Source organism: Szabonella alba, assembly GCF_016765775.1.
GTDB classification, from domain to species: domain Bacteria; phylum Pseudomonadota; class Alphaproteobacteria; order Rhodobacterales; family Rhodobacteraceae; genus Szabonella; species Szabonella alba.
The window spans coordinates 116,785-130,854 of sequence record NZ_JAESVN010000002.1; the positions used below are offsets into that span (position 1 = coordinate 116,785).

Sequence of the window (14,070 nt, forward strand, 5' to 3'; positions counted from 1 at the left end):
GAGGAACGGCCCGGGGGGCGGTAAACGGAACCGACATCAAGCGGCAGGACGCATGCCGCACATTCACGGGAGGAATGAACATGCAGATCAGACACGCGATTTTCGGGCTTGCCTCGCTGGCCATCGGGGCCGGGGCAGCGCAGGCGGAACAGGAAATCATCTTCGGGATCAGCGCGGCCACGGGTTCGACGCAGCAGCAGACGGCTGCGGAATTTGCCCGGATCATGCATGAAAAGCTGCCGGGCAAGGTCAATGTGAAGGTCTTCGACAATTCGCAGCTCGGCAAGGATGAGGACATGCTGCAGAAGGTCCGGCTGGGCACGATGCATATCACCCTGCCCTCCTCGACCATGCCCGAGATCGCGGCCGAATACGCCATCTTCGATCTGCCCTTCATGGTTGCAGATCGCGCGCATCTGGGCCGGATCGACGAGACGCTGTTCAAGGACGTTCTGGTGCCCAAGGCCGAGGAAAAGGGCTATATCCCGCTTGCGGTCTGGGAAAACGGGTTCCGCCACATCACCAACAATGCCCGCCCGATCAATACCCCTGCCGATCTGAACGGGTTGAAGATCCGCACACCGAATTCATCCTGGCGCGTGGCGATGTTCCGTGAATACGGATCGAACCCCACGCCCATGGGCTTCTCGGAACTCTTCGTCGCGCTGCAGACCGGCGTTGTGGACGGGCAGGAAAACCCGCTCAGCAATATCGCAGGCGGCAAGCTGAACGAGGTGCAGAAATACCTCTCGATGACCAATCACGTCTATACCCCGGCCTTCCCGACCATGGGCAAGGCGGTGTTTGAACGTCTGGACCCCGAAATTCAGCAGGCCCTGCGCGAGGCCGCGCAAGAGGCCGCCCTCTGGGCCCGCGACCGCGGCGAACAGGATGACATCGAGCTGCGCGACAGTCTTGTGGCCGGCGGGATGGAAATGAATGTCGCCGACCGCGCCGCTTTCGTCGAAGCCTCGAAGCCGCTTTACGAGAAATTCGCCTCCGAGGTCGAAAATGGCCAGGAGATGATCGACCAGGTCCTGTCGCTGGCCGAAGGCTCGTAACGGACTGGGCCGGACCTGCCAGGGCGCGGGTCCGGCCCTTTCCATCCTGCATTAGTCAAATTCTGGGGGGAGGCGCGGATGCTTGCGCTGCTCACGAAAGGGCTGGACATCGCGCTCCAGATCCTGACCGTCACGCTGATCGTGGCGCTGGCCTGTGTGGTCGTGGCGGGGGTGACCTTCCGCTATTCGGGCAATTCGCTGATCTGGTATGATGAACTGGCCTCGGTCATGCTGGCCTGGATCACCTTTTCCGGGGCGGCGCTGGCCTCGTTGCGCAATTCGCATCTGGGGTTCAGCGGTCTGCTTTACGGCCTGCCACTGAAAGGGCGGCTGGTCCTGTTCGGGCTGGTCGAGACCATTACGGTGGTCGTCTTCGGCATCATCGCATGGTCGGGCTGGGCAATCCTTGATTTCCTTGCGGGCGATGTGATGACCACGCTGCGCTTCGTTCCCAAGGCTTTCGTGCACGGCATTCTGCCGGTCAGCGCCGCGATCATCGTGATCGGCCGTTTTCTGACCTTCCCCGACCGTCTGGCCGAAATCCGCGACGGCAAGGACCCCGAAGCGCGCGAGATCGAACATGAGATCGCCAAGGCCGAGGCGGAACTGGCGCAACTCAACGCGGAGGGCCGGAAATGATCGAGGCACTTATCCTTCTGTCGATGTTCCTCATGATCGCCATCGGCGTTCCCATCGGAATTTCCATCTTGGGCGCGGCGCTGATCGGCTGCTGGATCCTGAATGGCGAACTCGGCTTTCTCAATGCCTCGCTTTCGATCTTCGCGGGGGCGACCTCCTTTCCGCTGATCTCGATCCCGCTGTTTGTTCTGGCCGGGGCGCTGATGAACACCGGCGGCATCTCGACACGGCTGATTTCCTTCGTTTCGGCGCTGATCGGTTTCGTGCGCGGCGGCCTTGCCATGGTCAATGTCGGCGTCTCGCTGTTCTTTGCCGAAATCTCGGGCTCGGCGGTGGCGGATGTGGCGGCAACCGGTTCCGTCCTGATCCCCGCGATGAAGAAGAAGGGCTACAAGCCGCGTTTCGCGGCGGCACTGACCTCCTCCTCGGCGTCGCTCGCGATCATCATCCCGCCCTCGATCCCGATGATCCTGTATGGCGCGCTGTCGGACACCTCAATCGTGCAGCTTTTCGTGGCGGGCATCGTGCCGGGCCTTCTGGGCGCAAGCCTTATGATGGCGTTCTGCTACTATTACGCCGTCCGCTATAACCTGCCCCGCGAAGAGGCGTTCAGCCTGCGCTATCTCTGGGCCAAGGGGCGTGAGGCCGTCTGGGCGCTGATCCTGCCGGTCATCATTCTGGGCGGCATCTTCGGCGGTTTCGTCACCGCGACCGAGGGCGCGGGACTGGCCGTGGTGGCGGCACTGTTCATCGGGGTTTTTGTCTATCGCGAGATTACGCCGTCCCGGCTGTATCATGCGCTGGTGGACGGGGTGAACCAGACCGCCGTCGTCATGCTGCTGGTCGCAAGTTCGGCCGTGCTGGGGCTGTATCTGACCGAAACCCAGATGCCGCAGCGCCTGGCGGCGGGCATCACCGACCTCACGACCGACAAGATCATGGTGCTGATCATCATCAACATCTTCCTGTTCTTTGTCGGCATGGTGCTGCACGGGGCGGCGGCGATCATCCTGACGGTGCCGATCTTCATGCCGCTGGTGCATCAGATGGGCATTGATCCGGTGCATTTCGGCATCATCCTGACGCTGAACATTGCGCTTGGGCAGCAGACGCCACCCGTGGCCAGTGTGCTGATCACTGCCTGCTCGATTGCCAAAACCGATGTCTGGGGCACGACCAAGACCAACCTGCCCTTCATCGGCATCCTTGTCGGTGTGCTCTTGATGGTGACTTATATTCCGGCGATTCCGCTTTGGCTTGTGGGGGTGTTCTATGGACCGTGATATCGTCGGTTTCTACGGCGCGGGGATGATGGGCGGCGGCATGGTGCGCTGCCTGCTCAAGGCGGGGCATCCGGTGCGGGTCACGCCCAACCGGTCCGCCGCAGCGCTTGCGCCCTTGGTCGAGGCCGGGGCGGAACAGGTGGGCAGCGTGGAAGCGGTCGCGCAAGGGGCGGCGGTTATCGTCACCTGCCTGCCCGATGCCGATGCAATGCGCGCCCTTGCTGACCGCATCGCGCCCCTGCTGGGACAGGGCACGCTGTGGATCGACACCACGACCTCGGACCCCGAGGTTACGAAGGATCTGGCCCAACGGCTGGCCGCCCAAGGCGTCACCCTTGCCGATGCGCCCGTGACCGGCAGCCCGGCACAGGCCGATGCCGGGGGGCTTGCCTCGCTTGTCGGCTGCGCCGAGGCGGATTTCGCGCGGATCGAGGCCGTGGTGTCGCGCTGGTCGGTTTCGGTGCGGCGTTTTGGCGATGTGGGCGCGGGCCATTCGGCAAAGCTGCTCAACAACGCCGTGACGCAAGGCACGATGGTACTGCTGGCGGCGTCCTACGGGCTGGCGCGCCGCGCCGGGGTGGACTGGCAGGCGCTTTACGACGTGATGCAGGTGGGTGCTGCCCGGTCCGGGACGCTGGAAAAGGCGGTCGGCCCGGCCTTGCAGGGCAATTTCGACGGCTCCCGCTTCAGCATCGCCAATGCCGAAAAAGACCTGCGCTATGGCGTCACGATGATGGAACGGCTGGGTGAGGATTGCACGATCCTGCGCGCCGCACAGGCGCAGCTTGCCGCGCTCAAGGCCGCAGGTCATGGCGATGCCTTTGTCAGCCGTCAGCTGGAATTGCCGATTTCCGCCAGCAAGATCTGATCCCGGGACCTTCCGGACCTGCCCGAACCACAGCCCCGCCCGCGCCCGCAGGCGGGGCTTGTTCTTATCCTGATATCTGATACATCAGATATCAGGAGACAAAGAGATCCCATGTTTGAACGCCAATCGCTTGCCGAACAGGTCGAGGCCGAGTTGCGCCGCGAGATCACCGAAGGCCGCCTGTCCCCCGGTGCACGTGTCAGCATCGCCGACTATCAGACTGCATGGAACATCAGTGCGACACCGTTCCGCGATGCGCTGCGCAGTCTGGAAACGCAGGGGCTGGTGACAATCGAGGCCCGGCGCGGCGTCTTTGTCGCCCCGATGAACCAGCAGACGCTGCGGGAAATCTTCGATCTGCGCATCGCGCTGGAACCGATGGCCGTTGAACTGGCCACGCCGCGCATCCCGGCGCCGCTGCTTGCCGACCTTGTCGCGGGTTATGAGACGACAGCGGCGCGTCTGGCGCAGGGGCAGCCGGTCGATCTGCAAACGGACGATCAGGCGGTGCATGACCTTGCCCGCGAGTATTGCGGCAATGTCCGTCTGGGACGGCTGATCGCGGAACAGACCGGCCTGTTCATCTGGGCGCAGAACACCATCGTGTCGGAACTGCCGCGATCCCATGCGCTGGCGCTGCCCGAACATCTGGCAATCGCGCAGGCGATGGCCGCCCGCGATGCGGGCCGCGCAGCCGCGGCCATGCGCCGCCATCTGGAAAACACTAGGGACCGGATCATCGCGCTGCGCGCGGGGTGACCGGCAATCGGGGAGGACCGGCATGAAGATCAAATCCATCAAATCCTATCGCCTGCGCGCGCCATTGGGCGATCAGTTGTTCTATTCCTCACAGGCAATGTTCCCGGAACGGAACAGCTATCTGGTGCGGGTCGAGACCGACAGCGGTCTGGTCGGCTGGGGGGAGGGCGGGCAATGGGGACCGGCCGAACCCGTCGCCACCGTCATGGATGCGGTGCTGGCCCCCCGTGTGATCGGCCGCGACCCGACCGAACCCGTGCGCATCTGGGAGGAGCTTTACGGCTATACTCGCGATTACGGCCAGAAAGGCACCTATGTCGAGGCCATCGCCGCGCTGGACATCGCCTGCTGGGATATTGCCGGGCAGGCCGCCGGAATGCCCGTGGGCAAATTGCTGGGCGGGCGGTTCCGCGACTCGGTCGCGGCTTATGCCACCGGATGCTATTACCCGCAGGATTACCACGACATGCCCGCCATGCTGCGCGCGCTTGAGGCGGAAACGACGGGCTACAAGGGCTCGGGCTTCGGCCTTCTGAAAATCAAGATCGGCCTTCTGACACTGGCGCAGGATATCGAACGCATCCGCGTGATCCGGGATGCCGTGGGGCCGGAGATCGGCCTGCTGGTCGATGCCAACCACGCCTATACCGCCGCCAGCGCCGTGCGCATGGGCCGGATGATGGAGCCTTTCGATATCCGGTTCTTCGAGGAACCCGTCCCGCCCGAGGATCGCGACGGCTATCGCAAGGTGCGGTCCGAAAACCCGATTGCCGTGGCGGGGGGAGAATGCGAATTCACCCGCTACGGGTTCCGCGACCTGATCGCGGGGGGGTGTGTCGATATCGTCCAGCCCGATCTGGCGGCCTGCGGCGGCTTCACCGCCTTCCGTGAAATTCTGACCTTGGCCAATTGTCACAATATCGGAACCGTGCCGCATGTCTGGGGCTCGGGCATCGCGGTGGCGGCAGCGCTTCAGGCCATCGCGACGATCCCGGCCTTTCCCTTTACCGCGCAGGCGATCCCGCTGCTGAACGAACCGGTGGTTGAATTTGACCGCAAGCATAATCCGCTGCGCGACGAACTGCTGAATGAACGGTTTGAACTGGTGGACGGCCGGCTTGCCGTGCCGCAGGGCCCGGGTCTGGGCGTCACGGTGAATGAAGAGGTGCTGGCCCGCTACGCGGTCTGACCGGATGGGGCCCCTGCCTTTGCGCAGGGGCCGGACTGCCGCCGCCCAGCCACCTGCGCCGCAGTGCGGCAAGAATCTGCCTATACCCGGAAATCCGCAATCGGATCATGCGCTTTGACATTGCCATGTCGCAGCGCCGACTTATTCTGCTCATCCAAGGGTTGAATAACGAGTATTCCGATGCCGCCTGCCAGCCGATTGACCGACCTTCACGCCTGCCCCCTTATCCCGGCCGGTCCTGTCACGGGCCCCTGTGTGCCGACTGTGCTGACCGGCAAGCTGCCGCAGGCGGTTCTGGGTGATCTTTGCATCTGCATCGGCCCGCCCGATGCGATTGTCCGGGGCTCGCGCAATGTCTTTATCGGCAAGCGACTGGCCGCGCGGATGGGCGACAACACCGCCAAGGGCGGGGCCATGGTCACCGGATTTCCGACCGTGCTGATTGGGGAAAGAACCCCGATCGTCGCGCTGGACTGGTCCGGCGCGGGCGCGCCCTGCCTGAAGGCGGCGGCGGCGGCCGGATCACCCTTCGTGCGGGCCTGACGCCGGATGGAGGGCCCCGGCGATCCCATCCTGCCCTTGCTGGACACAGACGGCGCGCATGTCTTTGCGGTGATCGACGGCGCGAAGCTCGACAACCTGCAGCTTCTGCTGCACCGGCTGCAGCTTGACCCAAAGCCGCTTTACTTCAACCACAAGAACGGCACAGGCCATGCCGCAGGCCCGCATCTGGTGGCCTGCCCGGACGCAGCGGCGGTCCTTGATCTGCGCGGCGCGGTTCCGGCCGATGCGGTTGTCTGGTGGCTCTGGCCCGGATCGGACCGGACGGATGCGCTGGCGCGGATCTTCCGTCATCTGCGCGGCCTGGGCAAGGTCGAGATCCCCGCCGGATATCCCGACCATGCCGGACGGACAGGGCCAGAGCACTCAAGGCCGGACCGGTATGAACAGGTCCTGTTCCGCCATGCCGATCCGCATGTGCTGGCGCAGGTTCTGCCGGTGCTGACCCCCGTGCAGCGGTCACGGCTTTATGGCAAGGCGTGCGCCATCGTCATTGATGACCCGAAAGGCGCGGGCCTGCGCATCGCCCGCATACCCGGTGATCTGCCGGCCCCGCAGGCCGGGTTCCTGCGGCTCACAGCGGATCAGATGGATGCCATCACGGACCGGCGCCTGATCGAAAGCCATCAGCGTATCGCCGATTACCTGCGCCGCACGATGCCTGCGGAATACCGCGCCGCATCGGATGACCAGCTTGCTGAACTGGTGCAGATTTCCGACAGCACGGGCCGCGAACTGGGCCTGCGCAGCGAACAGGCGCAATGCCGCTGGGCCTATCTGATGATGCTGTCGCGTGGCGCGGCGGCAGACCTGCCGGAAGTGCGCGAAACGCTTCTGTCCGCACCCGACCCCGATGCCCGGGTCAAGGAATTGATGACCGAGGCGGCCGAGGCGCTTCGCAGCGAAGCAGGCGGCGGGGCGGGCAGCACATGACGGCGGCCGGCACGGCAGGCGAGGCCGCAGGCGGTGTTCTGGGCGGGGCGATCGGCGGAGCCATCGGCGCGCCGATCCTGCCGCCGCTAGGAGGGCTGATCGGCCGCTGGCTGGGCAGCCGGGTTGGTCGCGCCGCCGGACGCGCGGCGGCGGAAGTGCTGGCCAACCAGATGGATGACGCCAATGACGCCGCCGAGGAGGAAAGCACCGAGGACGCGACGGAAACCTGCGCGGAATGCGGGGAAATTGACTGTTTCAATCCCCCTGACGGAGTTGATCCCGAGGAATTCAAACGGCAACTGAAGGAACAGCAGGATGCGCTGCGCGAAATGCGGCCCGAGGAAATCCTCGACAACATGAACAACTATCGCACCCAAGGCCGTCCTAGCGGGGACGCCGCCCAGCGGCAAAGGGAGCGGGACAGCTATTTTTCGGACCATATCGAGTCCCGCAAGCGGGAGGTCAGGACAGAAAACCCAAGTCTTCCGGAAGCCGAGGTTGAGGGAATGGCGACCGATAGGCTTCTCAATGAAATGGCAAATCTGGATGCAACCCATATTGTCGATCTGGTCGCTGGCGGAGGTGGCGCGATTTCAGGCTTGGGCAACCGTTCGGTAAATCGATCCATCGGGTCGCAGTGGCGCCACAGAGGCCCCAATTCCCAGAAAACGCGCGCGCAACAATTGCAGGACTACGCGGAACAGGCGCAAAGAGAAGGGGCGGATATGTCTGGCCTTGAACTTGAGGTCTGTGGCGATGAAGGTGGGGCACCTGATGGCAACGTTTCAGCGCCGGAAAATGCAACATCTCCCCCATCTGGGGACACAGGATCTGGTTCTGTGCCGATGTCATGAAAGGAAAAACCAATGACGCGCACGGATGACCTCAAAACCCATGCTATACAAAGGCTTGGCAAACTTGAGGCGCGCAGCCCCTATCCAGATGACTCGCTTACTTGGCTGCAAGACCGGGTTCCAGAAAGCCTGATCAGTTTGCTGGAAACGCTTGGTCTTGGCACATGGGAGCACGGCAAATGGCAAGTGATCGACGCGACCCGCTTTGACGGATTGCTCCGCCAGACCCTGCGCGCGGACCCCGATTTCGCCCCCGACGACTGCACAGCCATTGCCATGAAGGGGTTTGGTGGTCTGTGGTGCTGGCATCGCAAACATCAATTTTTTCAACTCGATGTGCTGCCCAACCAGCTTGCCGCACCGGACTTCTGGAACCCCGTAGGATTGGACCCCGCGACAGACGCACTGAGTCCCTTCGGATCAGTTCCACTGACGGTTGGAAAATACTACGATCTTTACGATTCCAAAGGGGACGGCCTGTTCGCGCCATTGGTCAAGGCGCATGGCCCGCTACCGCATGGACAGATTTTTGCCCCCCGTCTGCACCCGGCTATTGGGGGCGGGATGCAGGTCGCAAATTTCCGCCCTGCCCCGGCGCTGGAGGCCATCGCCCTGATCCATCAGATGGAGCCTTTCACGCTGACCCGCAGCACGCCAGCGGGGCGGCAGCAGATCCGCCGGATCGGCCCGGTATGAAATCCGGCAGACAGGAAATACTGCCCCGCCTCGGTCTTGGGCCAGTTCGGCTTGGTCTGTCACCCGCCGAGGCCGCAGCCCTGCTGGGCCCGCCGGTCTCCAGCAATATGCGGGGTTCCAAAGAGACCCGCTTCTTTGCCAATGACATAGCCATCGGCTTTCAGGAGGGTCGCGGCATTGGCATCAGCGTCGGGCGCAGGGCGAAAGGCATCACCTTTCAAGGGCATGATGTGTTCCTGGAGCCGGCGCAAGACATGCTTGACGTTTTTCTGCGGGCGGCCCCGGCATGGGAAGAGGTCGGGATGCTGGTTTTTCCCGATCTCTGGCTCATCCTCTCGGGGTTTCATGACGACGATCCCGACCAGAAGGCCGTTACAATCGAAAGCTTCGCCGATTGGCCTTCGGGGTTTGAGGATGCGCGACCGTTTCGACAGTCGAACAGGACAGGCGAGGTGCAGAATGACGAGTCCTGAGCCCGACCGGACAAAGCCCGACTGGACAAAGCTTGACTGGGTGCCGATCAACCGCGCGCATGATACGGTGGTTGCTGCTCTGAAGCGGCTCGAAGGAACCTGTCTCAAGGAAGTGGCAAGCGAACTGCATGCGCCCAATCTTGAAATGCCGATCTGGATTCTTCTCTATGACGCAAAAGACATCGGGGATGCGCATCAGGCGGTCACGGCAGTGCTTGCCCCCCATTACACGACCCTCGGCCCGATGACCTGCACGCTTGCCTATCTGGTCCTGACCGAGACTGAAGAAATTCAGGTCGATTTTCTGGAAGGGCGGGCCGAAATCGAGGCCGCACCCGAAGCGCGCCCTCTGGGGACGCGCCCGATGACAGGGCCACGCCCGGAAAGCGGCATGTTCGAAACCGTGACCTCATCACGGCGCTGAACGGCCCGGACGACCGCATGCCGGGACCGCGCCGGGCAGCATTGGCATTTGACCTCCCCGCGCTGCAGTTCCATAACCACGGGCAGAGCGCGACAGCGGCGCCAATCGGGAGGAAAACATGAAGAATTTTGTGATCGGGGTCGCAACGGCTCTGGTGATCGGGGTGGGTGGCGCTTCGGCGCAGGATTATCCGACCAAGGAAATTCAGGGCATCATCCAATGGGGCGCTGGCGGATCCACCGATGTGGTGATGCGCGCCGTGACGCCGCATGCCGAAACTGTGCTGGGCGGCACGGTGGTCATGCAGAACATGACCGGCGGCGTGGGCGCCATCGCACTGAACCATGTCGCGGATGGCGCGGCGGATGGCTACAGCCTGCTGATGGGCGCGGAAAATCCGCTGCTTTACAAGGTCATGGGGCTTGGCGACAAGGATTACAGCGATTTCACCGCAATCAGCCTTCTGGCACGCGGAACGCCGATCCTTGTGGCCAATATGGATGCACCTTTCGACGATTACGCGGGCATGATGGACCATATCCGCGCCAATCCCGGTGAGGTCCGGTTCGGGGCCACGGGTCCGGGCGGCCTGCCTTCGGTCATCAGCGCGATGATCGCCTATGTCGAGGGCGGGCTGGATGTGATCGCTGTGCCCTATGACGGCGACGGTCCGGCGCTCACGGCGCTGCAGGGCGGGGCGGTCGATGTGATGCCCGCCGTTCTGGGCGTCGCGATTGAAGGCATCCGCGCCGGCACGATGAAGCCGCTGGCGGTTTTCGATACCGAGGCCAGCCCGAAACTGCCCGATGTGCCCACCGTCACCTCGTTCAATGACGGTTATGAGGCGCTGCTGCCCTGGGGTCCGTTCTTTGGCATCTTCGTCAAGAATGGCACACCCGATGATGTGGTCGCGAAACTTCAGGTCGCTTACGGCGAGGCCGTGGCGCAGCCGGACTTTCTGGAGCTGATGGACAATCGGGGCTTCACGGTGATGAACATCGCGGGCGACGAGGCGCGCGATTTCATGGATCGCTGGCAGCAGACGACAACATGGCTTTTGCATGATGCGGGCATCACCCAATCCTCGCCCGAGGATTTCGGCATCCCCCGGCCTTAAGCCGAGCATGACCAGTCGGGCCCGGATCTGATTGGGCCCGGATCTGGCTGGCCCGGATCAGATTGGGCCAGCGGCGCCGCCTTTCTGCCCGGAGGGGCGGCGCAAGGGAAGGATGCAATGGACCGGGATATCCCACAGCAGACCGACGCGCCGACCACCCCGCCCCCGGCGGCGACCGACGGCAGTCCTGCCACCCGCCGCCCCGGCGAGGCCCTGTTCGCCCTGCTTCTGCTGGGGGGAAGTCTGGCCCTACTGCATGAGGCTTACGGGATCTCGGGCTTTTCCAAACTGTCCTCCCCCGGCACGGTGCCCATGGCCACAACGGCGGTGATGGTGATCTGCATGGTCATCGTCACCTTGCGCACCCTGCGCCTGCCGAAAACCGCGGATCAGACGGTTTCGCGCGATATCCTGCCCCTGCGCGTGCTGATCTTCGCGGTGATGCTGGTGCTTTACGGGCTTTTGCTGCGGCCACTGGGGTTCATTCCCACCACGGCGCTGTTCCTGATCGCAGGGATCCGCATTCTGGGCCGGGGCTGGGGCTTTGCCATTGGCACGGGGCTGCTGGCGCTGCTGGCAATCTGGGTGATCTTCCGCATCGTCTTTACCGTGCTGATGCCTGCGGGTGTGATGCCCGAGGCCGAGATCATCCAGTTCTTCCGCGCATTGATCGCAGGGGCCGGGTGATGGAGGCGCTCTGGGCATTCCTGACCGTCCTGACCCAGCCGGATCTGCTGCTGCTGGTCGCCCTGGGCACCTTTGCCGGGATCTATATCGGGGCGATCCCGGGTTTGTCGGTGACGATGGCGGTGTCGATCCTGATTTCCTTCACCTTTTCATGGGAGGTCTATCCCGCGATTGCGCTGATGGTCGGCATTTTCATGGGCGGGGTCTATGGCGGGTCACGCACAGCGATCCTGCTGAACATTCCCGGCGCGCCCTCGGCGATTGCAACCGCGATGGACGGCTATCCGATGGCCCAGCGCGGTGAGGCCGGGCAGGCCATCGGCGTGACCACCATCATGTCTGTGATCGGCGGTTTCGTCGGTATCGGCGTGCTGGCACTGGCAGCCCCCTTTGTTGCGGATTTCGCGCTGCGCTTTCAGCCGCGCGACTACATGCTGCTGGCGGTTCTGGGCATCCTGCTGGTTGGCTCCCTTTCCACCGGCAGTCTGGTCAAGGGCATTTTCGCGGGCGCACTGGGGCTGGCCATCGGCGCGGTGGGGCGTGATCCGCTGACCTTTGCCTCCCGGCTGACCTTCGACATCTCGCTGCTCAATTCCGGGATTTCCTTCATCGCGGTGATGATCGGCATGTTCGGCGTGTCCGAGGCGCTGTTGCAGCTTCACCATGTCGACAAGCAGGCGATCCGCCAGAAGATCGGGCGGATCATCCCGTCATGGCCGGTGATCCGCAAACATCTGCCGCTGTCGATGCAGACCTCGGCCATCGGGGTGACCATCGGCGCGCTGCCCGGCACCGGCGGCGATATCGCGGCGCTGATGGCCTATGATCATGCCCGCCGCGTGACAAAGAACCCAGAACGCCCCTTCGGCACCGGCGCGATGGAGGGGCTGGTTGCCCCCGAAACCGCCAACAATGCCGCCGTGGGCGGGGCCTTCATCCCGATGATGACGCTGGGCATTCCCGGCGATGCGGTGACCGCCATCATGATCGGCGCGCTGTTCATCCACGGGCTGAACCCGGGGCCGATGCTGATGGTGGACCGGCCCGACATGTTCTGGTTCATCGTCGGCGCGCTGACCATGGCGAATGTCTTTCTGCTTATCTTCGGCCTGACCGGCATCCGCCTGTTCACGAAAATCGTCGAGATGCCGCGCGCGGTGCTGATTCCGCTGATCCTGATCCTGTCCATTGTCGGCGCCTATGCGGTCAACAATGCCCTTTCGGATGTCTACTGGATGCTGGGTTTTGGGATGCTGGGCTATTTCATGCGGCTTTACGGCTATCCGCTGGGACCGGTCATTCTGGGCGTGATCCTGTCGCGCCTGCTGGATGACAACTGGCGCCGCGCGATCATTTCCGCGCGCGAGGATTGGAGTCGCTTTTTCGAGGGCGTCTTTTCCAGCCCGCTGTCCATCGTGCTGCTGGGCGCGGTGATCCTGATCTTCGCCTCGCAGACCCCGCCATGGCGCTGGGCGATGGCGCGTATCGCAACCGGTCGGAACAAGGGAGAATGACCATGGCCCCCGATTATCACCTCGGGCTGATCGGCGACAATATCGCGGCCTCGCGGTCGCCGCTGCTGCATGTTCTGGCCGGACGCCAGAACGGGATGACCGTGCGCTATGACCGGCTGGTGCCCCCGGCGCTGGGCCAGTCCTTCGACGCGGTGTTCGATGCGGCGCAGGCGGCCGGGATGCGAGGCGTCAACGTGACCTATCCCTATAAGGAAAAGGCCGTTTCGCGCGTATCGGTGCCGGATCCGCTGGTACGCGCCATGGGGGCGATCAACACCGTCCTGTTCACGCCCGGGGGGCCTGTCGGCTACAACACCGATCATAGCGGTTTCATGGCCGCCTATCGCGGTCTGCGGGGCGATACCCCGCCCGGCCGCGTGCTGATGATCGGCACGGGCGGCGTGGGGCGGGCGGTGGCCTTCGGGCTGGCGGCACTGGGGGCGGCCGAATTGCGGTTGGTCGACCTCGACCCCGCCAAGGCCGAGGCGCTGGCCGCCGACCTGCGCATCGCAGCACCCGATCTGGAGCTGCGGCTGGAAACGGATCCTGCGACAGCGGCGGACGGGGCCGACGGGCTGGTGAACTGCACACCGGTCGGCATGGTGGGCTATGGCGGCACGCCGCTGGCCGCCCCGGCCATGGCCGGCGCGGAATGGGTCTTCGATGCGGTCTATACCCCCACCGATACGCAGTTTCTGGCCGATGCCGGGGCGGCGGGCGCGGCGGTCCTTTCGGGGTGGGAGCTGTTCTTCTGGCAGGGCGTCCATGCCTTCGGCCTGTATTCAGGGGGCCTGCCGGTCGATCTTGCGGCGCTGCGCCACGCGCTGTTGACCACGGATGAGGTGGTCTGAGGGGCGCAGCGGGGGGCGCGGCGCGTTATTTCCTGATTCGCCAAGGTGACTGCCTCGGGCGGGGGCGAAGCGCCCGCCATGGGGCGGGCGGGCGCTGTCCGGCGGCCTTTGGGCCACCGGATTGCAGACAGAAACCTATCCGCATGACCGGGGCGATGGCC

General features: G+C 64.0%; 17 protein-coding genes. 16 read left to right on the plus strand and 1 reads right to left on the minus strand.

The features are described 5' to 3' along the window. The first annotated feature begins 80 nt into the window (after positions 1-80). From JL811_RS05010 to JL811_RS05055, 10 genes are all read left to right on the plus strand, one after another. Positions 81-1,061, plus strand: a complete 981-nt coding sequence (locus tag JL811_RS05010; RefSeq protein WP_237684818.1) for a TRAP transporter substrate-binding protein — start codon at positions 81-83, stop codon at positions 1,059-1,061. A gap of 78 nt (positions 1,062-1,139) precedes the next feature. Then, a complete protein-coding gene (locus JL811_RS05015) occupies positions 1,140-1,700 on the plus strand; it encodes a TRAP transporter small permease (protein WP_202687404.1) in 561 nt (186 codons plus the stop codon). Next, a complete protein-coding gene (locus JL811_RS05020) occupies positions 1,697-2,983 on the plus strand; it encodes a TRAP transporter large permease (protein WP_202687405.1) in 1,287 nt (428 codons plus the stop codon). Before JL811_RS05015 ends, JL811_RS05020 begins: the two co-directional genes overlap by 4 nt. Continuing rightward, on the plus strand, positions 2,973-3,851 hold the full coding sequence (locus JL811_RS05025; protein ID WP_202687406.1) for an NAD(P)-dependent oxidoreductase: 879 nt from the start codon (positions 2,973-2,975) through the stop codon (positions 3,849-3,851). The genes JL811_RS05020 and JL811_RS05025 overlap by 11 nt, the downstream gene beginning before the upstream one ends. Positions 3,852-3,962: 111 nt before the next feature. Then, positions 3,963-4,610: a GntR family transcriptional regulator gene (locus JL811_RS05030; RefSeq protein ID WP_202687407.1), complete on the plus strand. Its 648-nt coding sequence runs from the start codon at positions 3,963-3,965 to the stop codon at positions 4,608-4,610. Positions 4,611-4,632: 22 nt separating this feature from the next. Continuing rightward, complete coding sequence (locus JL811_RS05035) at positions 4,633-5,799, plus strand: mandelate racemase/muconate lactonizing enzyme family protein (RefSeq protein WP_202687408.1); 1,167 nt, start codon at positions 4,633-4,635, stop codon at positions 5,797-5,799. Between the two features lie 180 nt (positions 5,800-5,979). Further along, the gene (locus tag JL811_RS05040; RefSeq protein WP_202687409.1) at positions 5,980-6,342 is read left to right on the plus strand and encodes a PAAR domain-containing protein; all 363 of its coding nucleotides are present in this window, start codon (positions 5,980-5,982) and stop codon (positions 6,340-6,342) included. 6 nt (positions 6,343-6,348) lie between these two features. Then, positions 6,349-7,293 carry a DUF4123 domain-containing protein gene (locus JL811_RS05045; protein WP_202687410.1) on the plus strand — a complete coding sequence of 315 codons (945 nt, stop codon included), beginning with the start codon at positions 6,349-6,351 and terminating at the stop codon, positions 7,291-7,293. Then, positions 7,290-8,147, plus strand: coding sequence for a polymorphic toxin type 15 domain-containing protein (locus JL811_RS05050; RefSeq protein WP_202687411.1), 858 nt, complete (start codon positions 7,290-7,292; stop codon positions 8,145-8,147). The genes JL811_RS05045 and JL811_RS05050 overlap by 4 nt, the downstream gene beginning before the upstream one ends. 12 nt (positions 8,148-8,159) lie before the next feature. Continuing rightward, on the plus strand, positions 8,160-8,843 hold the full coding sequence (locus JL811_RS05055; RefSeq protein ID WP_202687412.1) for a GAD-like domain-containing protein: 684 nt from the start codon (positions 8,160-8,162) through the stop codon (positions 8,841-8,843). Between the two features lie 59 nt (positions 8,844-8,902). On the opposite strand, the gene JL811_RS05060 is transcribed toward JL811_RS05055, so the two are convergent. Further along, positions 8,903-9,070: a hypothetical protein gene (locus JL811_RS05060; RefSeq protein WP_202687413.1), complete on the minus strand. Its 168-nt coding sequence runs from the start codon at positions 9,068-9,070 to the stop codon at positions 8,903-8,905. Positions 9,071-9,097: 27 nt separating this feature from the next. Between JL811_RS05060 and JL811_RS05065 the strand changes: the two genes are divergently transcribed. The 6 genes from JL811_RS05065 to JL811_RS05090 all read left to right on the plus strand — a co-directional run bounded on the left by JL811_RS05065 (position 9,098) and on the right by JL811_RS05090 (position 13,909). Next, the gene (locus tag JL811_RS05065; protein ID WP_202687414.1) at positions 9,098-9,316 is read left to right on the plus strand and encodes a hypothetical protein; all 219 of its coding nucleotides are present in this window, start codon (positions 9,098-9,100) and stop codon (positions 9,314-9,316) included. Then, positions 9,303-9,740, plus strand: a complete 438-nt coding sequence (locus JL811_RS05070; protein WP_202687415.1) for a hypothetical protein — start codon at positions 9,303-9,305, stop codon at positions 9,738-9,740. The genes JL811_RS05065 and JL811_RS05070 overlap by 14 nt, the downstream gene beginning before the upstream one ends. 118 nt (positions 9,741-9,858) lie before the next feature. Beyond that, the gene (locus tag JL811_RS05075) at positions 9,859-10,857 is read left to right on the plus strand and encodes a Bug family tripartite tricarboxylate transporter substrate binding protein (RefSeq protein ID WP_202687416.1); all 999 of its coding nucleotides are present in this window, start codon (positions 9,859-9,861) and stop codon (positions 10,855-10,857) included. 117 nt (positions 10,858-10,974) lie between these two features. Then, the gene (locus JL811_RS05080; protein WP_202687417.1) at positions 10,975-11,544 is read left to right on the plus strand and encodes a tripartite tricarboxylate transporter TctB family protein; all 570 of its coding nucleotides are present in this window, start codon (positions 10,975-10,977) and stop codon (positions 11,542-11,544) included. Beyond that, positions 11,544-13,058 carry a tripartite tricarboxylate transporter permease gene (locus JL811_RS05085; protein WP_202687418.1) on the plus strand — a complete coding sequence of 505 codons (1,515 nt, stop codon included), beginning with the start codon at positions 11,544-11,546 and terminating at the stop codon, positions 13,056-13,058. Before JL811_RS05080 ends, JL811_RS05085 begins: the two co-directional genes overlap by 1 nt. Positions 13,059-13,060: 2 nt before the next feature. Beyond that, a complete protein-coding gene (locus tag JL811_RS05090) occupies positions 13,061-13,909 on the plus strand; it encodes a shikimate dehydrogenase family protein (protein ID WP_337924719.1) in 849 nt (282 codons plus the stop codon). The last annotated feature ends 161 nt before the right edge of the window (positions 13,910-14,070 follow it).

What these genes read in the sequence shown, in the direction of transcription:
- JL811_RS05010 (WP_237684818.1), top strand. Translation starts at nt 81, where the DNA reads ATGCAGATCAGACACGCGATTTTCGGGCTTGCCTCGCTGGCCATCGGG.
- JL811_RS05015 (WP_202687404.1), top strand. Translation starts at nt 1,140, where the DNA reads ATGCTTGCGCTGCTCACGAAAGGGCTGGACATCGCGCTCCAGATCCTG.
- JL811_RS05020 (WP_202687405.1), top strand. Translation starts at nt 1,697, where the DNA reads ATGATCGAGGCACTTATCCTTCTGTCGATGTTCCTCATGATCGCCATC.
- JL811_RS05025 (WP_202687406.1), top strand. Translation starts at nt 2,973, where the DNA reads ATGGACCGTGATATCGTCGGTTTCTACGGCGCGGGGATGATGGGCGGC.
- JL811_RS05030 (WP_202687407.1), top strand. Translation starts at nt 3,963, where the DNA reads ATGTTTGAACGCCAATCGCTTGCCGAACAGGTCGAGGCCGAGTTGCGC.
- JL811_RS05035 (WP_202687408.1), top strand. Translation starts at nt 4,633, where the DNA reads ATGAAGATCAAATCCATCAAATCCTATCGCCTGCGCGCGCCATTGGGC.
- JL811_RS05040 (WP_202687409.1), top strand. Translation starts at nt 5,980, where the DNA reads ATGCCGCCTGCCAGCCGATTGACCGACCTTCACGCCTGCCCCCTTATC.
- JL811_RS05045 (WP_202687410.1), top strand. Translation starts at nt 6,349, where the DNA reads ATGGAGGGCCCCGGCGATCCCATCCTGCCCTTGCTGGACACAGACGGC.
- JL811_RS05050 (WP_202687411.1), top strand. Translation starts at nt 7,290, where the DNA reads ATGACGGCGGCCGGCACGGCAGGCGAGGCCGCAGGCGGTGTTCTGGGC.
- JL811_RS05055 (WP_202687412.1), top strand. Translation starts at nt 8,160, where the DNA reads ATGACGCGCACGGATGACCTCAAAACCCATGCTATACAAAGGCTTGGC.
- JL811_RS05060 (WP_202687413.1), bottom strand. Translation starts at nt 9,070, where the DNA reads ATGCCCTTGAAAGGTGATGCCTTTCGCCCTGCGCCCGACGCTGATGCC.
- JL811_RS05065 (WP_202687414.1), top strand. Translation starts at nt 9,098, where the DNA reads ATGCTTGACGTTTTTCTGCGGGCGGCCCCGGCATGGGAAGAGGTCGGG.
- JL811_RS05070 (WP_202687415.1), top strand. Translation starts at nt 9,303, where the DNA reads ATGACGAGTCCTGAGCCCGACCGGACAAAGCCCGACTGGACAAAGCTT.
- JL811_RS05075 (WP_202687416.1), top strand. Translation starts at nt 9,859, where the DNA reads ATGAAGAATTTTGTGATCGGGGTCGCAACGGCTCTGGTGATCGGGGTG.
- JL811_RS05080 (WP_202687417.1), top strand. Translation starts at nt 10,975, where the DNA reads ATGGACCGGGATATCCCACAGCAGACCGACGCGCCGACCACCCCGCCC.
- JL811_RS05085 (WP_202687418.1), top strand. Translation starts at nt 11,544, where the DNA reads ATGGAGGCGCTCTGGGCATTCCTGACCGTCCTGACCCAGCCGGATCTG.
- JL811_RS05090 (WP_337924719.1), top strand. Translation starts at nt 13,061, where the DNA reads ATGGCCCCCGATTATCACCTCGGGCTGATCGGCGACAATATCGCGGCC.